The sequence below is a fragment of the Planctomycetota bacterium genome (assembly GCA_016872555.1).
In the GTDB taxonomy this organism is placed as follows: Bacteria; Planctomycetota; Planctomycetia; order Pirellulales; family UBA1268; genus F1-20-MAGs016.
The window spans coordinates 72,560-93,218 of the sequence record VGZO01000011.1; the positions used below are offsets into that span (position 1 = coordinate 72,560).

Annotated in this window: 16 protein-coding genes; 4 read left to right on the top strand and 12 right to left on the bottom strand. The window is 71.6% G+C overall.

What is annotated here, in order from left to right:
* Positions 1 to 5 precede the first annotated feature (5 nt).
* On the top strand, positions 6 to 3,767 hold the full coding sequence (locus FJ309_05710) for a hypothetical protein (GenBank protein ID MBM3954097.1): 3,762 nt from the start codon (positions 6 to 8) through the stop codon (positions 3,765 to 3,767).
* A gap of 33 nt (positions 3,768 to 3,800) precedes the next feature.
* Here the strand turns inward: FJ309_05710 and FJ309_05715 are convergent, their stop codons facing one another.
* The 6 genes from FJ309_05715 to FJ309_05740 all read right to left on the bottom strand — a co-directional run bounded on the left by FJ309_05715 (position 3,801) and on the right by FJ309_05740 (position 10,368).
* Positions 3,801 to 5,006 (bottom strand): 8-amino-7-oxononanoate synthase, encoded by a 1,206-nt coding sequence (locus FJ309_05715; protein MBM3954098.1) that lies wholly within the window; start codon positions 5,004 to 5,006, stop codon positions 3,801 to 3,803.
* Between the two features lie 4 nt (positions 5,007 to 5,010).
* Positions 5,011 to 5,478: an EVE domain-containing protein gene (locus tag FJ309_05720; GenBank protein ID MBM3954099.1), complete on the bottom strand. Its 468-nt coding sequence runs from the start codon at positions 5,476 to 5,478 to the stop codon at positions 5,011 to 5,013.
* A gap of 7 nt (positions 5,479 to 5,485) precedes the next feature.
* A complete protein-coding gene (locus FJ309_05725; protein MBM3954100.1) occupies positions 5,486 to 6,175 on the bottom strand; it encodes a hypothetical protein in 690 nt (229 codons plus the stop codon).
* Between the two features lie 159 nt (positions 6,176 to 6,334).
* The gene (locus FJ309_05730; GenBank protein MBM3954101.1) at positions 6,335 to 7,882 is read right to left on the bottom strand and encodes a hypothetical protein; all 1,548 of its coding nucleotides are present in this window, start codon (positions 7,880 to 7,882) and stop codon (positions 6,335 to 6,337) included.
* A 303-nt stretch (positions 7,883 to 8,185) separates the two neighbouring features.
* Positions 8,186 to 8,920, bottom strand: a complete 735-nt coding sequence (locus tag FJ309_05735; protein ID MBM3954102.1) for a hypothetical protein — start codon at positions 8,918 to 8,920, stop codon at positions 8,186 to 8,188.
* Positions 8,917 to 10,368 carry a lactate utilization protein gene (locus FJ309_05740; protein ID MBM3954103.1) on the bottom strand — a complete coding sequence of 484 codons (1,452 nt, stop codon included), beginning with the start codon at positions 10,366 to 10,368 and terminating at the stop codon, positions 8,917 to 8,919. The genes FJ309_05735 and FJ309_05740 overlap by 4 nt, the downstream gene beginning before the upstream one ends.
* Positions 10,369 to 10,567: 199 nt before the next feature.
* Here FJ309_05740 and FJ309_05745 point away from each other — a divergent pair, with 199 nt between their 5' ends.
* Both FJ309_05745 and FJ309_05750 read left to right on the top strand, forming a co-directional pair.
* On the top strand, positions 10,568 to 12,196 hold the full coding sequence (locus FJ309_05745) for a type II/IV secretion system protein (protein MBM3954104.1): 1,629 nt from the start codon (positions 10,568 to 10,570) through the stop codon (positions 12,194 to 12,196).
* A 28-nt stretch (positions 12,197 to 12,224) separates the two neighbouring features.
* Positions 12,225 to 13,457, top strand: a complete 1,233-nt coding sequence (locus tag FJ309_05750) for a CvpA family protein (GenBank protein MBM3954105.1) — start codon at positions 12,225 to 12,227, stop codon at positions 13,455 to 13,457.
* 7 nt (positions 13,458 to 13,464) lie between these two features.
* On the opposite strand, the gene FJ309_05755 is transcribed toward FJ309_05750, so the two are convergent.
* The 6 genes from FJ309_05755 to FJ309_05780 all read right to left on the bottom strand — a co-directional run bounded on the left by FJ309_05755 (position 13,465) and on the right by FJ309_05780 (position 19,713).
* Entirely contained in the window at positions 13,465 to 14,184 is a 720-nt protein-coding gene (locus tag FJ309_05755) for a (Fe-S)-binding protein (protein ID MBM3954106.1), read from the bottom strand.
* 32 nt (positions 14,185 to 14,216) lie between these two features.
* Positions 14,217 to 15,101 (bottom strand): succinate--CoA ligase subunit alpha, encoded by an 885-nt coding sequence (gene sucD / locus FJ309_05760; protein MBM3954107.1) that lies wholly within the window; start codon positions 15,099 to 15,101, stop codon positions 14,217 to 14,219.
* Between the two features lie 36 nt (positions 15,102 to 15,137).
* Complete coding sequence (gene sucC, locus FJ309_05765) at positions 15,138 to 16,325, bottom strand: ADP-forming succinate--CoA ligase subunit beta (protein MBM3954108.1); 1,188 nt, start codon at positions 16,323 to 16,325, stop codon at positions 15,138 to 15,140.
* A 161-nt stretch (positions 16,326 to 16,486) separates the two neighbouring features.
* Positions 16,487 to 17,341 carry a hypothetical protein gene (locus tag FJ309_05770; GenBank protein ID MBM3954109.1) on the bottom strand — a complete coding sequence of 285 codons (855 nt, stop codon included), beginning with the start codon at positions 17,339 to 17,341 and terminating at the stop codon, positions 16,487 to 16,489.
* Positions 17,342 to 17,373: 32 nt separating this feature from the next.
* Positions 17,374 to 18,531 carry a glycosyltransferase gene (locus tag FJ309_05775; protein ID MBM3954110.1) on the bottom strand — a complete coding sequence of 386 codons (1,158 nt, stop codon included), beginning with the start codon at positions 18,529 to 18,531 and terminating at the stop codon, positions 17,374 to 17,376.
* 207 nt (positions 18,532 to 18,738) lie between these two features.
* The gene (locus tag FJ309_05780) at positions 18,739 to 19,713 is read right to left on the bottom strand and encodes an SDR family oxidoreductase (GenBank protein ID MBM3954111.1); all 975 of its coding nucleotides are present in this window, start codon (positions 19,711 to 19,713) and stop codon (positions 18,739 to 18,741) included.
* A gap of 116 nt (positions 19,714 to 19,829) precedes the next feature.
* Between FJ309_05780 and FJ309_05785 the strand changes: the two genes are divergently transcribed.
* Positions 19,830 to 20,654: a TIM barrel protein gene (locus FJ309_05785; protein MBM3954112.1), complete on the top strand. Its 825-nt coding sequence runs from the start codon at positions 19,830 to 19,832 to the stop codon at positions 20,652 to 20,654.
* Positions 20,655 to 20,659 lie beyond the last annotated feature (5 nt).

Below are 20,659 nucleotides of genomic sequence, written 5' to 3' on the forward strand. Positions count from 1 at the left end.
GCAGCGTGGCCCGGAGGCCGCGGCGCCGGTGGCGCCTGTGGGCGTGTGCGGCGCTGACCGCGGCCGCGGTCTGGTTCGCGCCCCAGGTGGTCGTCCTGACCAGCGCCCGCGATTGGCCGCTCCACTGGGCCAGCGCCGGCCTCGACGGCCGGCTCTCGAGCCGCGCCGCCGCCTGGACGTGGACGGGCGGGATCGAGTATCGCGACCTCGTCCTCACCGATGCGACCGGCCGGGTGACTGCCGCCGCGCGGCGCGTCGGGCTCGACCGCGGCCTGCTCGCCCTGGCGGCGACGCCGCACGATCTCGGCACGGTCCGGATCACGGCCCCGGAGGTGATCGTCGAGGTCCGGCGCGGGGGGAGCAGCATCGAAGACATGCTCGCCCCCTGGCTGGCGAGGGTGTCGGCCGCGGCCCCCTTCCGCTGCGATCTCGAGGTGGTCGACGGGGTCGTTCACCTCGTCGACGGCACCGACGGCGACAGCTGGCGGATCGCCGAGGTCCTTGCCGCGGTCGGCTGCGGCACGACGGCCGACGACGGGTGGACGGTGGCGGGCGTGGTCGTTCACTCCGGCCAACCGCCGCGCGATCTGGCGGCGGCGTTCGGGGCCCCCGCGCCGGGGGCCGGGGACCGACCGCCGCGCCCGGAGGGCCGTCTGGCCAGGACGACGGTCGCCGCCGGCGCCACCGCGATCCTCGCACGCGCGGGGGGGCTGTCGATCTCGGCGCCGCCCCGCGCGGCCGCCGGGGCGCTGGCCGTCAGCGGCAACGCCGTGCCGCTCGGGCTGTCGCGGGTGGTGGCGACGCGCTTCGATCAGGCGTGGCATGCCGGCGGCACGGCCGACATCCGCCTGGCGATCCAGCTCCCCACCGCCGGGGGCGCGGCCGACGGGCTGGCGCTGCGCGGCGCGATCAACGCCGCTCCGCTGGTGATCCTCGCCGGGCCGGCGCCGCGCGAGGTCGCCGGTTTCGAGCGCTGCGACATCCCGCTCGATGTCGTCCTCGGCGATGGGCAGGTGGTCGTGCGGACGCTGACCGCGACGGCGCCGGCATTGAAGGCCGAGGCCTCCGGGCGGCTCGCCCTCCCGACCGCCGGCGTCTGGGAGTGGGCCGACACGCTGGTGCGCGACGATTTCGCGCTGGCGATCGACGTCGATCTGGCGGCGGCCGCCCGCGCCGTGCCCGGTGGGCTCGAGGTCCGCCCCGACGTGCGGATCACCGGTGGGAAACTGCAGGTCGCCGCTGCCGCCCACGCCGCCGGTGCCGATCGGCTCCTCGAGATCCAGTTCGAGGCCCGCGATGTCGCGGCGGTCCAGGGGGAACGGCCGCTGCGCTGGAACGCCCCGTTGGGAGGCTGGCTGCGCGGCCGTCTCGAGCCCGGCCGGTTCGGCCGGCTCACGGTCGAGGAGGCACGGCTGGCCGCTCCGGGAATCGAACTGGCGGCGCGCGGCGACCGCGACGAACTGGCGGTCGAATGGACTGCTGACCTGGCCGCGGTCGTGGCCGACGTCGGGGAGCTGGTCGACGTCGGCGGACTCTCGGCCGCGGGGCTGGTCCGCGGCCGGGTCGACATCACCGGCGGTGGTCCCGTCCCCGGGGCGACGGCGGTGCGGCTGGCGGCCGGCGTCGAGCGCATGGCGATCGGCCTCCCGGGGCGCCCCGAGTGGCGCGACGACGAGTTCTCGGTCACCGCGTCGGGGTCCGGTTCGGCGGTCGTCGGTGGCCTGGTGGTCGACAGTGGCACGCTGTCGTGCAGCGCCCCGGGGGACATCCTCGAAGCCCGGCTCACCGGGGGCGCGCTGGTCGACCCGTCACGGCTCGCCGCCTGGCTGGGCGGCCGCACGCCGGTGGGCCGAGTGGTGACGCCCGCGCCGATGGCCACCGACGGGATCCAGGTCGACGTCGCCGTCGGCGGCGACCTGGCCGCCTGGCAGCGCCGTTTCGGCGCCTGTGCCGGGGCCGTCCTTCCGGTGACGAGCGTGGCCGGTCACGTCCAGGCCCAGGCGACGCTCGTCGGCAGCGCCGATGGCTGGCGCGTCCTCCGCTCCAGCGCCGAAGTCGACAAGCCGGAAGTCGAGGTGGCGGGACGGCGGATCGCCGAGCCACGGTTGCTGGCCAGCGCCGCCGGGAGCTGGCAGACCGGTGGCGAGGCCGAGATCACCGCGGCCGAGATCCTCACCGCGACGATGTCGGTGCGGACCGGGGGGCTCGCCGTGCGCCCCGCCTGGGCCGGTCGCGGGGATCTGCTCGAGCGCCTCCGCGGCCGGGCCCAGTGGCAGGCCGACCTGTCGCGGCTCGCCGACTGGCTCGGGACGGCGCCGGCCGGTGCCGGCCACGAGCTGTCGGGGCGCGTGTGGGGGTCGGTCGATCTGGTCGACACGCCGACCGGGCAGAATCTCCGCGCCGAGATCGCCGGCAACCATCTCGCGCTGACCGAGATCGCCGCCGCCGGTCCGGGGCGCACGGTGTGGTCGGAGCCCGATGCGGCGCTGGCCGTGGAGGTGACGCGGCCCGGTGGCGGCGACCCCGCCGCGCCCCTGGCGATCGACCGGCTGACGCTCTCCTCGGCGACGCTCGCCGTCGCCGCCGCCGGCGCGCTCGGGGAACCGGCCGGGCGCCGGGTGGTCGAGCTGGGTGGCACGCTGGCGGTCGACTGGGACCGGCTGTCGGCGCTGGCGGTGCCATGGACGGCGGGACGGGTGCGGCTCAGCGGCGGGGGACCGCGGCCCTTCCAATTCCGCGCCCCGCTGCGCTCGGCGCCGCCGAGCACGGCCCGGCGTGCGGTGCCGTTTCCCGCCGGGTGGCTGGCGGGGCAGCCGGCCGGTGCCCCCGACGACGCCATCCTGCCCGTCGAGATCACGCCCGATCCGGCCGCCACCGGGGCGCTGCGGAACGTCGTCCTCGACGCCGCCACCGCCTGGAACGCCGCCGATCTCGACGGCCTGCCGTTGGCGGCCGGGGAGATGCCGCTGCGGCTGCTCGAGGGGCAGCTGGTGTTCGGGCCCTTCGATCTGGCCGCCGCCGGCGGACGGCTCCGCGGATCCCCCTGGCTGCGCCTCGAGCCCGGGCCCCTCGAGCTGGTCGTGCCCCCGGGACGGATCGCGGAGCGGATCACGGTCTCGACCGAGATGGCGCAGCGCTGGATCGCGTTCGTCTCGCCGCTGCTCGGCCGGGCGACGCGGACCAGCGGCTGGGTGACGATCGACGGCGCCGGCGCGCGGCTGCCGGTCGCCGACCCGTGGTCGGGGGAGGGGGCCTGTCAGGTGACCTTCGAGAACCTCGAGGTCACGCCGGGGGCGCACGTCAAGCCACTGGCCGACCTGATCGTGCGCCTCCAGTCGGTGGTCGATCCACGGTTCGCGTTCGGCGACAAGGCGGTGCTCCTCCGCGTCCGGCCGGAGCCGGTGCGCCTCCACCTCGCCGGCGGCCGGCTGTGGCAGGAGGGTTTGGTGATGGACATCGGGCAGTTGGTGGTGCGCAGCGCCGGCAGCGTCGGCGGCGATGGCGCGCTGGCGATGGAGGTCGAGATCGCGCTGCGCGGCGACCTCGTCGGCACGACGCCGGTGCTGGCGAAACTGGTGCGCACGCCGCTGCTGGTGCCGCTGTCGGGGACGATCGAGCAGCCGCGCTTCGATGCCGCGGCGATCGACGCGATCATCGCCCGGATCGTCGACAACACCGCCGAGGCGGTCCTCCGCGACGGGGTCGGGCGGGGGCTCGAACAGCTCGAGATCCTGTTCGGCAATCCCCCCGCCCCGGCGCCGCGGTGACCGTCCCGCGGGCACCAGCGGCGCGCCCCGTCCTCAGCCCGTGGCGAGCGCCGCCACCAGCCGGTCGAGATCGTCGACGGAGTGACTCCACGACAGGCTGACGCGGAGCAGGCTTTCCCCCTCCGGCACGCTCGGCGGGCGGATCGCCGGCACGAACAATCCCGCCTCCGCCAGCCGCTTCGAGCGCGCGACCGCGGCGGCGGCGCTGCCCACGATCACCGGGAGGATCGGCGTCGCCTCACCGCCGACGGCCACGCCGACGGCGGCGAGCCGCTGCCGCAGCGCCGTGGCGGTGGCCAGCAGCTCGGTGCGCCGCTGCGGTTCCTCGGCAAGCAGCTCCACGGCGCGCAGTGCCGCTCCGGTCACGGGAGGCGGGTGGGCGGTGGAGAAGATCCACGCCCGGGCGGAGTGTTCGAGCCACTGGACGAGCAGCCGGTGGCCGGCCACGAACCCGCCGGCGGCGCCGAGCGCCTTGGAGAGCGTGCCGACGCGGACGTGGACGCCGTCGGCGCAACCGCTGGCCTCGACCAGCCCGCTGCCCCGGGCTCCGAACACCCCGGTGGCGTGGGCCTCGTCGACCATCAGCATCGCCCCGTGGCGCGCGGCCAGCGCGCACAGATCGGCCAGCGGCGCCACCGTGCCGTCCATCGAGAACAGCGCGTCGGTCACGATCAGCTTCCGGCCGGGAGGCGCCGAGGCGAGGATCTGCCCGAGGGCGGCGGCGTCGCGGTGCGGGAAGACGGCGACGGTGGCCCGCGACAGGCGGCAGCCGTCGACGATGCTCGCATGGTTGCGGGCGTCGCTGGCGATCGTGTCGCCGGGGCCGACGAGGGCGGCGATCGTGGCGGCGTTGGCGGCGAATCCGCTGGCGAAGAGGAGCGCCGCGTCGGTGTCGAGAAGCCGGGCGAGGGCGCGCTCGAGGGCGGCGTGCGACGCGGAGCGGCCGCTCACCAGCGGGCTGGCTCCCGCGCCGAACCCCTCGGCACACGCTGCCCGCGAGGCCGCCCGCGTGAGCCGGACGTCGCCGGCATAGCCGAGGTAGTCGTTGGCGCCGAAGTTGACGAGCCGGCGCCCGTCGAGCACGACCTCGCGCCCCTGCCGGCCATGGCGCATGCGCCTCGGGCGGACGAGGTCGCGCTGCCGGAGTCGGTCGAGGCCGTCGGCCACCCACTGCAGGGGCTCGGGCAGCGGCCCGGCGGGGCGCTGGTCGTCGGCCGGCGGTTCGCCGCGGCAGGCCATCGCGTCAGGCCTTCCGTCGGGACAGCGCCACGACCGCCCGGAACTGCGCGGCACTCACCGGCATCACCGACAGCCGGCTCCCCTTGCGGAGCAGCTCCATGCCGGCCAGCGCCGCCACGCCGCGCAGCTCGTCGAGCGGCAGCCCCCGGGGGAAGATCTCGACGAGGCGGACGTCGACCGTCGACCAGACTGGTTCGGCGGCGGTCGCGCGGGGATCGTGACCGGGGCTCCGCGGATCGAGCGCGGTCGTGTCGGGGCGGGCCGTGCCGACCACCTCGACGATGCCGACGACGGCCGACGGCGCGGCATTGGAGTGGTAGAACAGGCAGCGGTCCCCGGCGGCCATCGCGCGGAGGTAGTTGCGTGCCTGGTAATTCCGCACCCCGTCCCACGACGTGGTCCGGCGCGGTGCCCGGGCGAGATCATCGATCGAGAACGTTTCCGGCTCGCTCTTGACCAGCCAGTGGTTCATGCGCCTGTCAGCGACGCGGGCCGCCGCCCGGGGTCATGCCGCGCTCGCGCATCCGCCGCTCGACGGCCCCGAAGAATTCGTTGAACCGCGCGCGATCCTGCGGCGTCGAGCGGTCGAGCATGTTCTTCCGCCAGGCGTTGCGATCCTCCTCGGAACGGCTCCGGGGGGGCCCCTGCGGCGCTCCACCGCTCCCTTGGCCCCCCTGCCCGCCCTGTCCCTTGGGAAGCATCGAGGCGAACTGCGACCGGTTTCCCTCGAACAATTTCCGCATCGAGTCAAAGCCGTTGATCTGCTGGTCGAGGTAGTCCTGCCGCTTGTCGGGTGGGGTGGTGAAGTAGCCGTCGATCTTGGCCTTCATCGAGGCCATCATCACCTTTTCCCCCTCCTTGAACGCCGCCTTGCGGAGATGTTCGGGCAGGGCTTGCAGTTTGCCGAACCACCCCACCGCCGCGGTCACTCGGGCGGCCATGTCGAGCATCCCCTTGGGGGGATCGGTCGGCGGGTACTGCTTCGCCAGGTCCTGGGTGAATTGCCGGAACTCGATGATCCGCGGATCCTCGCGCGACGACCACCACCACCACACCAGGCCGGCGATGGCGGCCAGCGCCAGCACCGCCAGGGCGATCCACGCCCACGTCCGCGAGTCGGTCTTCTCGGAGAGGGACTGCCGCGCCGCGGCGGCATGAACACTCGGCATGGGTCGGGCTCCGGAAGTCGGCGAAACCGTGAGCCTCGATTGTAGCGCCGGGACGCGGGCGGGGCAGCAGGGAAAACGCCGGTGATTGATGAAAAAAGGCGGGGGGTCGGGCGTCAGGCGCCCGACCCCCCGGGAAAACCCTCGCTGGGACGCTGGTGATCAGCAGCCCTTCTTGAAGAGGCCGCAACCCTTGCGGGCCTTGCCGCAGCCGGCGTTGCCGTTGCCGGAGGCATTGCCACAGCCACAGTCACCGCCGTTGGCGCCGCCGTCGCCGCAGCCGTTGCCCGAGCCGTTGCCGCCACACGGGTCGACCGGCACTTCCTCGCAGATCGTCCGGCAGACCTTGACCGGGACCTGCTTGGTGACGCAGTGGGGGACGCAGACCGTGTAGCTCTCGGTCTTCGTCTCGCACACCGTGTCGAACAGCGTGACGGTGTAGGTGCAGCTCTTCTGCTGCGGGACCATCACCGTGTAGCAGACCTCCTTCGAGCGGCACTCCGGGACGCACTTGTTGACCGTGTAGGTCGCGGTCCGCGTCTCGCAGCGGAACTTCGTGACGCAGTGGGTCTTGGTGCGGGTCTCGGGGACCATCTTCGTGACGCAGTAGGTCCCGGTGCGGACCTCCGCGCGGCTCTTGTTGACCTTCACCATCCGCGTCCGCTGCTCGGGGACGAACTTCGTCACGCAGTAGCTGCGGGTCCGCTCCTCGCAACGGCTCTTGTGCAGGCACTTGGTGCGGCTCCGCGTCTCGCAGCGGAACTTGGTGACGCAGTAGGTGTAGGGGACCTGCTCCGTCACACACTCCCACTTCGTGGCTTCGATCTCCCGGGTCTCGCAGGTCGGCACCCACTTGCGGCAGCAGACCGTCTTCGGGCAACAGGGGTTGCCGTCGGCGTCGTACTTGCCGTTGGCCGAGATTTCCTTGACCTCGGTCTGCCAGCTGCCACCGCGGACCGTGACGGTCTTGGTGAACTTGCTCGGCACCCGCTTGGTGACCGAACGGAACCCGGTCATCTGCTCGGTGTAGGGGACGCGCACCGTGTAGGTCTCCTCGACCTGCTCGGTGTACGGCACGCGCACCGTGTAGGTCGCGGTCCGCTCCTCCTTGACCGGCACCATCACCGTGTACGCCTGCTCGACGCACTCGGTGTAGGGAACCTTCACCGTCCAGCTCCGCGTCCGCTGTTCCTTGACGGGGACGCAGACCGTGTAGGACTTCTCGATCGTCTCCGTGTAGGGGACGCGCACCGTGTACTCACGGGTCCGCGTCTCGGGGACGATCGTGTTGACGGTGTAGTTCACCGTCTTCGTCCGGGTCTCCGGCACCATCACGGTGTAGTTCCGCGTCCGTTCCTCGGTCCGCGGCACCCGCTTGGAAACGGTGTAGGACCGCTCCCGCTGCTCCTTTGACCATTCCCGAACCTGGACGTCACGCATCTCGGTGACCCACTCACGGCGCTGGACGGTGCGCGTCGCGGGAGCGGCAGCGGCACCGTCGGCGATCCCCGCCGACTCGGCGACCGGGGCCGACTCCGAGATGATCGCACCCTCGGCGGCCGGGGCGGCCGGCTTGGCGGCACCGCCGACGAGCACCGAGTTGTCCTTGACCCCCTCGATCACGGCGTCCTGGCCACGGGCCAGCCCGTTGCCGCAGATCGCGGCGGCGGCCACCCAGGGCAGGAAGCCGAACGACAGACTCTTCTTCACGGAATCCTCCAATTGGATGAAAAAACAGACGCGGTTGACGGTTCGCGAACACCGAAACCGGTTCCGGCCGCGGCTGTCGTCCCCAGTCGACGGCAGCAGGTGGCGCGGAGCCCGGGTCGAGCCTGTCGGTGGCCTCCCCTGGCGGCGGTCGGGCAGCGGATACCAGGCGCTGTTCCGCGACCGCCAGGGTTTGCGCGGGCGGCAAACTCACAGGAGGTGATCGGGTCACCGCGACCGGAAAACTCACCGCGGTCGAAAAATGACCGGTGGTGCCGAAAACGAGGATCGTGACGGCGCGGCGTGTCAGCCGACGATCACGACCAGCAGCTCGCGCGGGCCATGGGCGCCGAGCACGAGGATCCGTTCGATGTCACCGGTGCGGCTCGGCCCGGTGACGAACGAGAGCATGCTCGGCAGCGCCCCGGAATGCCGCCGCCGGACGAGCGCCAGCGCATCGGCGAGCGTCGCCACGATCTGGTCGGCGGTGGCGATCACCAGGTGCACGTGGGGCACGACCGACAGACCGCGGCCGCCGCAGGTGGCGCTCGAGACGAGGATCGAACCGGTCTGGCTGACGAGTGCCTCGCAGGCGCTGATGCCGGCGTCGCAGGCCTCGAGGGCATCCTTCGCCGCCGCGGTCCCGTGGGCGGCGGCACCGTCGACGCCGTGCGTCGCACAGGGCACGCCGGCGAGGAGCGGCACGACCAGGGGGTGGTCGTGGTAGGCGACGCGCTTCCAGTCGCGCTCGCGTGCCACGGCGAACACCAGCTCGGTGGCGGCGGTGAGGTCGGGGACGCGGTGGACGGCAGCGCGGAGCCTGCCGAGGTTGTCGACGAGGATCCGCATCCGCTCGTCGGGTGTGTCGCCACCGTCGGGGAGCCAGGGGCGTGCCGCCTCGGCGGGGAGGATCGCCAGCCCGCCGGCCGGAGGGGCCGGCGCGTGGGCGAGGTGGGGAAGCGGCGCCGGCTCGGCCAGCGCCTCGCGGACCCGGGCGAGGATCGTGTCGCGCGCCGAGCGCTGCGGCTCCGAATCGCTCATGCCCCCCTCCGGGCGCGCCACTGGCTGCGGAACGACCGGCGCGGCGCCGGCGGCAGGTCGCGCGAGGAGAGCCACTCGCGCAGCAGCGGCGGGCGGAGGCGCTTCGCCAGCGGCAGCGTCAGCCGGCCGAGCCGACCGGCCAGCGCGAACAGCCACGGCCGGGCCGCCACGAAGGCGAACACGCGGTGCCCGAACCGCTCGCGCCGGTCGGGGGCGGTCCGCGCGGCGTTGCGCCGGTTGTGGAGGAGGTGATGGTGGATGTCGATCCGCACCGGGCAGGCGGCGGAGCAGGCGCCGCACAGCGAACTGGCCCCGGAGAGGTGGTTCCACTCGGCGAGGCCGCGGAGGTGGGGCGTGATCACCGAGCCGATCGGCCCCTGGTACGTCGTGCCGTAGGTAAAGCCGCCGACGTTCTTGAAGATCGGGCAGACGTTCAGGCAGGCGCCGCAGCGGATGCAGTGAAGGGCGTCGCGCTGCTCGGCATCGGCCAACAGCATGGTGCGACGGTTGTCGAGGAGCACGAGGTGCATCTCCTCGGGGCCGTCGCACTCCCCCGCGCGCCGCGGACCGGCGTACAGCGTGTTGTAGCAGGTGAGGGGCTGGCCGGTGCCGGCGGTGGCGAGCATCGGCAGGAGCACGGCGAGGTCGTCGACCCGCTCGATCACCTTCTCGATGCCGGCGATCGCGATGTGCACGCGCGGCAGGCCGGCCGTGAGCCGGGCGTTGCCCTCGTTCTCCGTGATCGAGATCTGGCCCGTCTCGGCGACGAGGAAATTGGCACCGGTGATGCCGACGTCGGCCTCGACGTACAGCCGCCGCATGTGGCGGCGGGCGATCATCGTCAGCTGTTCGGGATCGGATGTCGGCTGGCTGCCGAGGTGCTCGGAGAACAGCGCGCTGATCTCGTCGCGGCGGACGTGCATGCAGGGGAAGACGAAGTGGTAGGGGGGCTCGCCGCGGAGCTGCTGGATGAACTCGCCGAGGTCGCTCTCCACCACGGCGTACCCCTCGGCCTCGAGGGCGGCGTTGAGGTGGATCTCCTCGCTGGTCATGCACTTGCTCTTGATCACGGCCTTCGCGCCGGCGGCGTGGACGAGATCGAGGACGATCCGCCGCGCCTCCGCGGCATCGCGCGCCCAGTGGACGACGCCACCGTTGGCGGTGAACGCGGCTTCGAACCGCGGCAGGAGCTCGTCGAGGTGATTGACCGCCGCCCACTTGGCGAGGCTGGCGGCATCGCGCGCCTGCTCGTAGTCGCGGTACCGGGCCTGCTGGGCATCGCGCGTCCGCTCGTAGCCGGCCAGGGCGCGGCGGATGAATCCACGGCGCGGCTCGTCGCCGGCGCTGACGGCGGCGTCGTGGAGGAAGCGGCGCTTGGCGACGCCGTGCCCGCCATCGTCGTCCGCCGGAGCGGGATGGCTGCCCGGCGACGACTGGGGAGCGATCATGAGCGTGTCACCGAAGGGGCCGGAATCCGGACGACCCGATGATAGCCGTGGCGGCCGCGCCAACGGGGTCGTGCCGTGGATTTCAGCCCCCCGACAGGGTAGAACACGGGGGTCGATCGGGGCTCTTCACGATCGACCCCCGCCGGTTCCGATCCCGCCTCCGCCCCGCTTCCAGCAGTGGCGCTCCCGCGCCGTCGGCATGGTTCCATACGCAGCCTTCGAGCGGTTTTTCTACCCCGGCGGCGTGTGGATCGCCCTGGCGGTGGCATGGGCGGCGTCGTGCATGTGGGTCGACCGCGACGCGCGCGTGACCCTCGGGCGCTCGATGCCCTGGTCGTTGCTCTACTGCCTCGTCGGCGTGCTCTTCCTCCTCGCCGGCTATTACCAGGGGCTGGCGAGCCTGCCGCTGTTCATCCTCGTCGTGCCCGCGGCCCTCGTCGGCTACTGCGCGTACCGCGACACCAAGGCCCCGCCGTTCGACAAGATCCTCCATCCGCGGACGGCGGTGAGGATGATCCGCGCCGTCGCCGAGCCGATCGGGCTCGGCCCGACGGTCGACAAGATCTTCTCCCAGCCGATCCGCGCCGTGGCGCGTGGCCCGGCACAGATCCAACTGGTGAAGAAGGACGGCACGGTCGTCGACAGCCGGGGGCGGGACGAGACCTCGCGGGCGGTCAAATCGCTCCAAGACATGTTCCTCAAGGTGGTGCCGATGCGCGCCACCGACATCCACATGGAACCCAAGAGCAGCGACGAGATGGTCGTCCGCTGCCGGATCGACGGGATGCTCCAGAAGGTGTCGGAACTTCCCTCCGAGGAGGGTCGCGCGGTCCTCTCGGCGATGAAGGTCCTCGCCGACATGGACATCGCCGAGCGCCGCCGCCCGCAGGACGGCACGTTCGCGGTGATCATGGGAGAACGCCGGTTCGACGTCCGTGCCGCCAGTGCGCCGACCAATTACGGCGAGAAGATGTCGCTGCGGCTCCTCGACGCCGACGGTGGGATGGTGAAGGGGGGGCTGGCGAAGATCGGGCTCAAGGACTCGATCCTCAAGCCACTCCGCGAGATCTGCCAGCAGCCGCACGGGATGCTGATCGTCTGCGGCCCGACCGGCTCGGGCAAGACGACGACGCTCTACTCGGCTCTCGGCGAGATCGACGTCTATTCGCGGAACATCATCACCATCGAGGATCCGATCGAGTACCGGCTCGAGGGGATCTCCCAGACCGCCGTCAACAACGCCGCCGACCTGACGTTCGCGAAGATCCTCCGCTCGGTGTTGCGCCAGGACCCCGACGTGATCCTCGTCGGCGAGATCCGCGACAAGGAGACGGCCGAGATCGCCATGCAGGCGGCGATGACCGGCCACTTCGTGTTCACCACCCTCCACGCCAACGACGCCCCGACGACGATCACGCGGCTGCTCGACCTCGGCGTCGATATCAGCCTCGTGCAGTCGGCCGTCACCGCCGTCCTCGCGCAGCGCCTCGTGCGGCTGCTGTGCGAGAAGTGCAAGGAGCCCTACGATCCCCCGGCCGAGGAGCGGCAGCGGCTCGGGATCCCGCTCGATCGCAAAGTCACGCTCTACCGCGCCCGTGAGCAGGGGTGCCCGCAGTGCCTCGGCACCGGCTACAAGGGGCGGACCGGTGTCCACGAACTGCTCGTGTTCGACAACGCGATCCGCGACCTGCTCGTCGGCCGCCCGAGCGTGCAGGTGATCCGGGCGACGGCGCGGAAGGGGGGGATGCGGACGCTGCTCGACTCGGGTGTCGGCAAGGTGCTGGCCGGACAGACGAGCGTCGACGAGGTGGTGCGGGTGCTCAAGTGACGCGCCGCGGCTCGGGGCGACACGGGGGGTGACGATGCTTCTGGCCGACGGCGTGCTGCAGCAGTGGGGCGACCTCGTCGCCATCGCGGTGGTGATCGCGATGGCGCTGGTCGGCCTGCGCAGCGGGCTGTTCGTGGCCACGCTGTGGGGCCTCAGCGCCCTGGTGGCGGTGATGGCGGGGTTGGCCGGCCTCGACCGCGTCTCCGAGTGGTTGCGGGTGGCGGACGCTCCCCCCGTGTACCTGGCGGTGATGTCGTTCGTCGTCGTCGCCGTGGCGATCGGCCTCGGTCTGCGCGTCGCGGTCGGCGGGTTCGTGCAGGAGGACGAGGTCCGCTTCCCGCCGCTCATCGACGCCATCGGCGGCGTCGCCGTCGGCGGGCTGGCGGGGATGATCGTCGCCGGCGGGCTGCAGATCGCGCTGTCGATGGCGCCGCTGCCGGCGTGGGCGGGGCGCCTCGACCCACGGCGCCAGATCGATTTCGGGACGCCGCTCCTCCAGGCGTTCGCCCGCTGGGCCGAGCCCGACGGGAAGCTCCGCGCCGTGCTCCTCGACGGCGAGCCGGGACGCAAGTACGACCCTGCCGAAGACGCAAAACCGGCGGCGACACCCCTGGAGGACCTCGAGCGGAAGCTCAACCCTTGGAAAAACAGCGAGGTGTTCGCCGACCTGAATCTCAACGGCACCCGCGAAGAAGACGAGCCTTTCGAGGACGCCGACGGCGACGGCAAGTTCTCGCCGCTGACGAGCAACAACGACGCCAACGGCAACCGCTTGCGCGACGTCGGCCTGCTCGAGCGCTACCGGCTCGGGCCGTGGCTGACCGTCTCCGTAGGGCGCGAAGTGCCGCCGAAACGCGACGGGGACGCCCAGGCACGGCCCGAGGCGACGCTCGCCCAGGGGCAGCCCGTCGCGCCGCCGACTCCGCCGGCGGCAACTCCCGTCGCCCCGGCCCCGACTCCGGCGCCGCCGCCTCCCGTGACGCCGGTGCCGCCGACACCGGTGGACAAACAGACCGCCGACAAGGTCGTGATCCGTGTGACCGCGGCGTCGGCTTTCGATGCCGAGGGGCTGACCGAGCGGCTGTCGAAGGCGTTGGGAGTGGTGGGAAGCACCTGGACGCGGTCGAGTGACGTGACCGTGATCACGCTGCCGTTCGCCGGCAAACTCAAGGACGTGGTCGCGGCGATCACCGCCGCCGATGTCGGCCTGGTGTCGCAGACCGACCCCGCGACCCGCACGATCGCCGTCGTCGTCGAGTGAGGCGCCTTCACGCCGTCCGCGCCAGCACCTCGGCGAGGTGGATCGTGCGGATCGCCTTGCCGTGCCGCGACAGCCAGCCGTCGAGCTGGAGCTGGCAGCTCGGGTCGGACGAGACGATGTAATCGCATTCGGTGCGCGACAGCGATCCCGCCTTCACCTCGGCCATCGCCGTCGAGATCATCGGGTACTTGACGCTGAACAGTCCGCCGAATCCGCAGCAGCTTTCGCGCTCGTCGCATTCGACCAGTTCCAGGCCGCGGACCGCCGCCAGGAGCCGGCGCGGGGCCTCGCGGATGTGAAGTTCGCGGAGGCCGTGGCAGCCGTCGTGGTACGTGACGCGGTGGGGGAACACGGCGCCGACGTCGTCGACGCCGAGCCGGTCGACGAGAAACTCGCCGAGCTCGAAGGTCCGCGCCGCCAGATCGAGCGCCGCCGCCTCGTGGGGCGTGCCGGCGAGCAACTGCGGGTAGAAGACGCGCATCATCGCCACGCACGAGCCGCTCGGGCCGACGACCGCCTCGGCGTCGGCGAACAGCGCCACTGCCCGCGACGCGACCGTGCGGGCCTCGTCGAGGTATCCGGCGTTGAACGAGGGCTGGCCGCAGCAGGTCTGGGCGGGGCGGAACACGGGATGGTGACCGAGCCGTTCGAGGACGGCGGCGACCGCCATCCCGACCTGGGGGCTCATCTGGTCGACGAAGCAGGGGATGAACAGGTCGACCTTCATCGGCGCTCCAGCACGGCGAGGACCGCGGCTCGCTACCGCCGTCCGCCCCGGGCCATCGCCCGCACCACCGCCTCCCCCATGTCGGCCGGGCTGTCGGCGACCTCGATCCCGGCGGCGCGAAGCGCCTCGAGTTTCGCCGTCGCGGTCCCCTTGCCGCCGGAGATGATCGCGCCGGCGTGGCCCATCCGCTTGCCCGGCGGCGCGGTGCGGCCGGCGATGAACGCCGCCACCGGCTTGGTGACGTGGTGGCGCACGAACTCGGCCGCTTCCTCCTCGGCACTGCCGCCGATCTCGCCGATCATGAGGATCGCATGGGTGTCGGGGTCGGCTTCGAACAGCGCGAGGATGTCGATGAAACTCGACCCGACGAGCGGATCACCGCCGAGGCCGACGCACGAGCTCTGGCCGTGGCCGAGGCTCGTGAGCTGCCACACCGCCTCGTAGGTGAGGGTACCGGAGCGGCTCATCACGCCGACGTGGCCGGGGGTGTGGATGTAGCCGGGCATGATCCCGATCTTGCACTGCCCCGGCGTGATCACACCGGGGCAATTGGGGCCGACGAGCCGGCTCTGCGAGGCCTTCACCACCGGCAGGACCCGCGCCATGTCGAGCACGGGGATCCCCTCGGTGATCGCGATCACCAGCTCGATTCCCGCGCCCACCGCTTCGAGGATCGCATCGGCCGCGAACGGCGGGGGCACGAAGATCATCGTCGCATTGGCGCCGGTCGAGTCGACCGCCTCGGCGACTGTGTCGAACACCGGCAGACCGGCGACCTCCTCGCCCCCCTTGCCCGGCGTCACGCCGCCGACCATCCGTGTGCCGTACTCCAGGCAGCCGCGGGTGTGGAACTCACCGACCCGCCCGGTGATGCCCTGGCAGATGACGCGGGTGTCGCGGTTGACGAGGATGCTCATGATCGGTCGGTATCCGGGAGCGGACGGCGGATGGCTTCAGGCGCGGCTGGCGGCGGCGACGACCTTCTTGGCGGCGTCGGTGAGCCCGGTCGCGGAGATGATCGTCGTCCCGCTTTCGGCGAGGATCCGCCTTCCCTCCTCGACCTCGGTGCCCTCGAGGCGGACGACCAGCGGGACGGTGAAACCGACCGTCTTCGAGGCCTCGACCAGCGCCGTCGCGATCGTCGTGCAGCGCATGATCCCGCCGAAGATGTTGACCAGGACCGCCTTCACCGCGGGATCGGAGAGGATGATCCGGAACGCCTCGGTGACCGCCTTGACGTCGGCGCCGCCGCCGACGTCGAGGAAGTTGGCCGGGGCGCCGCCGTGGAGCTTCACCAGGTCCATCGTGCTCATCGCCAGTCCGGCGCCGTTGACCAGGCAGCCGATCGTGCCGTCGAGCTTGACGTAGGACAGGCCGGCGGCGGCGGCGCGGATCTCGGCCGGCTCCTCTTCGGCCTCGTCGCGCAGGGCGACGACGTCCTTGTGGCGGAACAGGGCGTTGTCGTCGAATGTCATCTTGGCGTCGAGCGCCACCAGGGCCCCGTCCTCGGTGAGCACGAGCGGATTGATCTCGAGCAGCGACGCGTCGAGCCGGACGAAGGCCCGCGTCAGGCTCCCGAAAAACTGCTCCGCGGCCCGCCACGATGCCGTCGGCAGGCCGAGTTTCGCCGCCAGGAGCCGGGCCTGGTACCCCGCCAGCCCGCGATCGGCGTCGAACGGTTCGGAGAGGATCGCCTCGGGGGTTTTCGCCGCCACCTCCTCGATGTCGACGCCACCGGCGGTACTGGCGATCAGCACCGGCGACCCGACGCGCCGGTCGACGAGGACGGCGCAGTACAGCTCCCGGGCAATCCGGCAGCCGCTCTCGACGAACACCTGGCGGACGGTCTGCCCTGCCGGCCCGGTCTGGACGGTGACCAGCGACTTGCCGAGCAGGCCCCGGGCGATCCGGGCCGCGTCGTCGGCGCTCCGGGCCAGTTCCACGCCGCGCTGGGTGGAGCCGGTGACCTGGCCCTTGCCCCGTCCGCCGGCATGGATCTGCGCCTTGACGGCGCAGACCGGCGTGCCGAGGGCGGCGAAGGCGGCGGCGGCTTCGTCGGCCGTGCGGGCGACACGGCCGGCAAGGACCGGCACGCCGGCGGCACGGAGCAGATCCTTGGCTTGGTATTCGTGGATCTTCATGACCGGCCCGGATGGGGGTGGAGACGGGGGCCCCAAATATGGCAGGAACCCGGGCCGTTTCCAAACGGCGCCGCACCGCAGACAGGGGCGAAAGTGATCGGCCCGGGACGAGGCCGATGGCGGCCCGGGAAACGCAAGGCATTTCCCATGGCGCGGCCGCGTCAGGCCGCGACCCGTTTGATGTGCCGATCGACCAGCCTCAGGTCGCAGCCGATTTCGCGCAGGTCGCGCCGCACCCGCCCGAGGTCGAGACGGTAGTGGTTGGTGCGGAACAGTCCGACCTTGACGTACGGCACGCCCGCGGCGAGGAGGCGGCGGTAGGCCAGTTCCGACGGGTTGTGGGGGAGCCGCCGGGCCTTCCGCAGATGTTTCCAGCTCCGCAGCGGATCGCCGAGCGACAGATGCGGCAGGATCTCGCCGGCCGAGAGCCGACCGGCGTGGGTGCCGTCGAACACCGCCGCGGTCGACAGCCCCGCTGCCGCGACCATCTCCGACAGGCCCAGTTCGTAGCGGTCGATCACCCGTTCCTTCGACGGCTGGGGGACGACGTCCTCCCAGAAACGCCGCCATGCCGGATGGTCGAGGAGCCGGCGCCGGGCGGCGAAGAACCAGCTCTGCAGGTGGGCGCAGCATCGGCCCGCGCGGCTGGCCGGCGACTGGTCCGACCGCACCATCCCCCAGAAGTCGGCTCCGGCGACGCGCGGGTGGGTGAACGCCGCGGCGGGATCCCACAACGGACCGTAGACGCTGTCGTTGACGCACACCACCTCGTCGAAGGCGGTCGTGTCGCCGAGCGCTTCGAGGCCCGCGCGCCAGCTTCCGAAGTCGTAGCCTTCGTTGACTCGGGGGACGAACAGGTCGACGACCCCCGCGAGCTCGCCGGGTAGCCGCCCGACCGTGGCAGACACGAGGACGATCCGGTCGGCGACCGAACGGTAGGCGGCCAGGGCGGCACCGACGTACGGGTCGACGACGCCGTGGCGGTCGAAGTGGGCGAGGATGATGGCCCGGCGCATCCGACACCCCGCAATCCCGCCCCGGCCCGCGGTCAGGCCGCCCGGCGGTGAATCGACCGGAGGCGTTCCTGGAGCAGGCCCGCCCGGCGCAGCGGCAGGCTGTGGTTGCCGGAATCGGGCAGGAACTCGAGCAGCCGCGGGAGGTGTTCGAGCGTCAGGGCCGCGGCGTGGTACTCGCCTCCGGCGAGCTGCTTCTCGACGGTGCGGATCGCCGAGCCGGCGTACCAGCGGGCACTGGCCTGGCGGACTTTCCCGCGCTGCTCCTCCGGCAACCGCGCCGCGTTGATGGCGATCGCGCGGATCAGATCGGGCCAGATGGCGCCGCTGGAAAGGAGGCGGGTCGATTCACTGTGGCGATGGCGACGGTAGACGGAGAGGACGCAGGGGTCGTACCAGACCGGTGCGTCCGCGGCGATCCGGACCCACATCTCCCAGTCGACCGCCTGCCGGAGGTCGGTGCGGAAGCCGCCGAGCCGCTCGTACGTCGCCCGCGGCACGACCGCCGACGGTGTCTGCACGCGCTGGCGTTCGGCGATCCGTGGCAACCATCCACCGAGCACTCCGGCGGTCCACTGCTGGCGGGACGTCGTCTTGATGAGGCGGTCGCCGCCGTCGACGATCCGCGTCCGGCAGAAGGCCATGCCCAGCGCGGGAACCCGGCGGAACCCCTGGTCGACGCGCTCGTAAAACCCCGGCAGGACGTAGTCGTCTTGGTGGAGCAGGTGGACCAGTTCGCCACGGGCCAGGGCGATCGCGCGATTCCAATTCGGTCCCAGACCGAGCCGCTGCCGGTGGAGGTGGATCTCGACCCGGCCGTCACGATCGACGCTCCTGACCAGCCGACGCACGTCGGAGGACCGCGAGCCGTCGTCGACCACCGCGATCTGCATGGCCGTCGTCGTCGGCGCCTGCGACAGCACGCTCGACAGCGCTCGCTCGAGCGAAATATCCGGCTCGAACGTCGGCAGCATCACCGAGATCCGCGGCCGCGGAAAACCGCCCTCGAGCGGCGCGATCGGCGGCGGGTGTCCGCCGGATGGCGGCTGGCGATGGCCAGGGACGACGGATTGGAAGGGGGTGTCCGCCATGAACAGATCGTGTCGATCGTCGCGTAACGAGAGGCACTCTTTCGCCAGGCCCAGCGGCAGCAGGGGGCCTCGGAATCCGAACGTGGACACTCGGTGATGCATCGCGGTCGAATTCCAGGCACACCCTTCGGGAGTCTGGAATCGTCTTCCCCGACCGGAGGACTCAAGACGTTCCGGCAGGGTTTTCCCAGGTTGCCCAAGGCCCGGATCCGGAGCCTGCGACGCGGGAGCCGGGACGTGATCGGAGGAAGCCTCCGCTCGGGCTCTGCAGAGGGGCTACGCGGGCCCCTGTGATGGCGGAAAGACCATCTAATAGTTCGGTGTCGGAGCCCGGTATTCGGAGAGGTTGACCGAGCGGAACCAGTCGATCGTCCGGGTCAGCCCGTCCTCGAGGGCGATCGTCGGGCGCCACCCGAGCCGCGATTCCGCCAGCGTGATGTCGGGACGGCGGCGCTCGGGATCGTCCTGGGGAAGCGGCCGCTCGACGAGCGGCGACTTCGAACCGGTGAGCCGGATCGTCAGTTCGGCGAGTTGCCGGATCGTGAACTCGCCCGGGTTGCCGATGTTGACCGGCCCGTGGAAGTCGTCGGGTCCGTTCATCATCCGGATGATGCCCTCGACGAGGTCGTCGCGGTAGCAGAAGCTGCGCGTCTGGTTACCCGACCCGAAGATCGTGATCGGCTCGTCGGCGAGCGCTTGGCGGATGAAGTTGCTGACCACGCGGCCGTCGTAGGGGTGCATCCGCGGGCCGTAGGTGTTGAAGATCCGGACGACACGGATCCGTGTCTTGTGGACGCGCTGGTAGTCGAAACAGAGCGTCTCGGTGGCCCGCTTGCCCTCGTCGTAGCAGGCCCGCGGGCCGATCGGATTGACGGCGCCGCGGTAGCTCTCCGACTGCGGGTGGATCTCGGGGTCGCCGTAGATCTCGCTGGTCGAGGCCTGGAGGATCTTCGCGCCGCAGCGCCGCGCCATGCCGAGCATGTTGATCATGCCCAGCACGCTGGTCTTCATCGTCTTGATCGGGTTGTACTGGTAGTGGCCTGGCGCGGCCGGACAGGCGAGGTTGTAGATCTCGTCGACCTCCAACCAGATCGGGTGGACGATGTCGTGACGGATCAGTTCGAAGTTGCCACGTTCCAGCAGGTGGGCGACGTTGGTCTTCTGGCTGGTGAAGAAGTTGTCGATGCAGATCACGTCGTGGCCTGCCTCGACCAGCCGCTCGCAGAGGTAGCTGCCGAGGAACCCGGCGCCGCCGGTGACGAGAATCCGCTTCAGCGATGCCATGAGGGGCTCCGACATGGTTCCAGTGTCCCGAACGGTGTACCATCCGCTGGACCGGGTGTCACCGGATCACCGTTTTTTCAGGCTTACCGTTCTGCCAGGCCTCCCGGAGGGCGCTCATGAAGGGCCGCATCAACCACTCGCTCGTCTACTGGTGCTACAACATCGCCGGCGACCATTGGGATCTCGAGACGATGTGCGGGATCGCCAAGAAGCTCGGCTGCACGTCGATCGAGATCCTCGAGGCCGAGCATTTTCCGACACTCGTCCGCCACGGGCTGTCCTGCGCCCTGGCCGCCAACGGCATGCCCGGCGCGCCGTTCATGCGCGGCTTCAACAACCCGCGCTACCACGACGAGGTCATCGAGCGCACCAGCCGCACGATCGACGCCTGTGCCGCCCACGGGATGCCCGCGGTGATCGCCTTCACGGGATACAAGTGGCGCGACGCCGACGATCCTGCCAGCGGCGAGATCAGCCGCGAGGAGGGAGCGGCGGCCTGCGTGGCGGGGCTGAAGCGGATCGCCACCCACGCCGAGCGGAAAGGGGTGACGATCTGCCTCGAGCACCTCAACACGCGCGACGACACGCACCCGATGAAGGGCCACCCGGGCTACCAGGGAGACGATCTCGACGAGGTCGCCGACATCGTCCGTCGCGTCGGCTCGCCGCGCGTCAAGCTGCTGTTCGACATCTACCACGTGCAGGTCATGCACGGCGACGTCATCCGCCGCCTCGAGCAGTGCCGTGACGTCATCGGCCACGTCCACACCGCCGGCTGCCCGGGCCGCGGCGAGCTCGACGACGACCAGGAGATCAACTTCCCGCCGATCATGCGGAAGCTCGTCGACATCGGCTACCGGGGCTACGTCGGCCACGAGTTCATCCCGACCCGCGACGCCTTGGCCGGCCTCGAACAGGCGGTGAGCCGCTGCGACGTCTGACGGGA

Bases quoted from the DNA above. Each gene is read 5' to 3' on its own strand.
- FJ309_05715 (MBM3954098.1), bottom strand. From the start codon at position 5,006: ATGGCCTGCCGCGGCGAACCGCCGGCCGACGACCAGCGCCCCGCCGGG.
- FJ309_05720 (MBM3954099.1), bottom strand. From the start codon at position 5,478: ATGAACCACTGGCTGGTCAAGAGCGAGCCGGAAACGTTCTCGATCGAT.
- FJ309_05725 (MBM3954100.1), bottom strand. From the start codon at position 6,175: ATGCCGAGTGTTCATGCCGCCGCGGCGCGGCAGTCCCTCTCCGAGAAG.
- FJ309_05735 (MBM3954102.1), bottom strand. From the start codon at position 8,920: ATGAGCGATTCGGAGCCGCAGCGCTCGGCGCGCGACACGATCCTCGCC.
- FJ309_05740 (MBM3954103.1), bottom strand. From the start codon at position 10,368: ATGATCGCTCCCCAGTCGTCGCCGGGCAGCCATCCCGCTCCGGCGGAC.
- FJ309_05745 (MBM3954104.1), top strand. From the start codon at position 10,568: ATGGTTCCATACGCAGCCTTCGAGCGGTTTTTCTACCCCGGCGGCGTG.
- FJ309_05755 (MBM3954106.1), bottom strand. From the start codon at position 14,184: ATGAAGGTCGACCTGTTCATCCCCTGCTTCGTCGACCAGATGAGCCCC.
- sucD (MBM3954107.1), bottom strand. From the start codon at position 15,101: ATGAGCATCCTCGTCAACCGCGACACCCGCGTCATCTGCCAGGGCATC.
- sucC (MBM3954108.1), bottom strand. From the start codon at position 16,325: ATGAAGATCCACGAATACCAAGCCAAGGATCTGCTCCGTGCCGCCGGC.
- FJ309_05770 (MBM3954109.1), bottom strand. From the start codon at position 17,341: ATGCGCCGGGCCATCATCCTCGCCCACTTCGACCGCCACGGCGTCGTC.
- FJ309_05775 (MBM3954110.1), bottom strand. From the start codon at position 18,531: ATGCATCACCGAGTGTCCACGTTCGGATTCCGAGGCCCCCTGCTGCCG.
- FJ309_05780 (MBM3954111.1), bottom strand. From the start codon at position 19,713: ATGGCATCGCTGAAGCGGATTCTCGTCACCGGCGGCGCCGGGTTCCTC.
- FJ309_05785 (MBM3954112.1), top strand. From the start codon at position 19,830: ATGAAGGGCCGCATCAACCACTCGCTCGTCTACTGGTGCTACAACATC.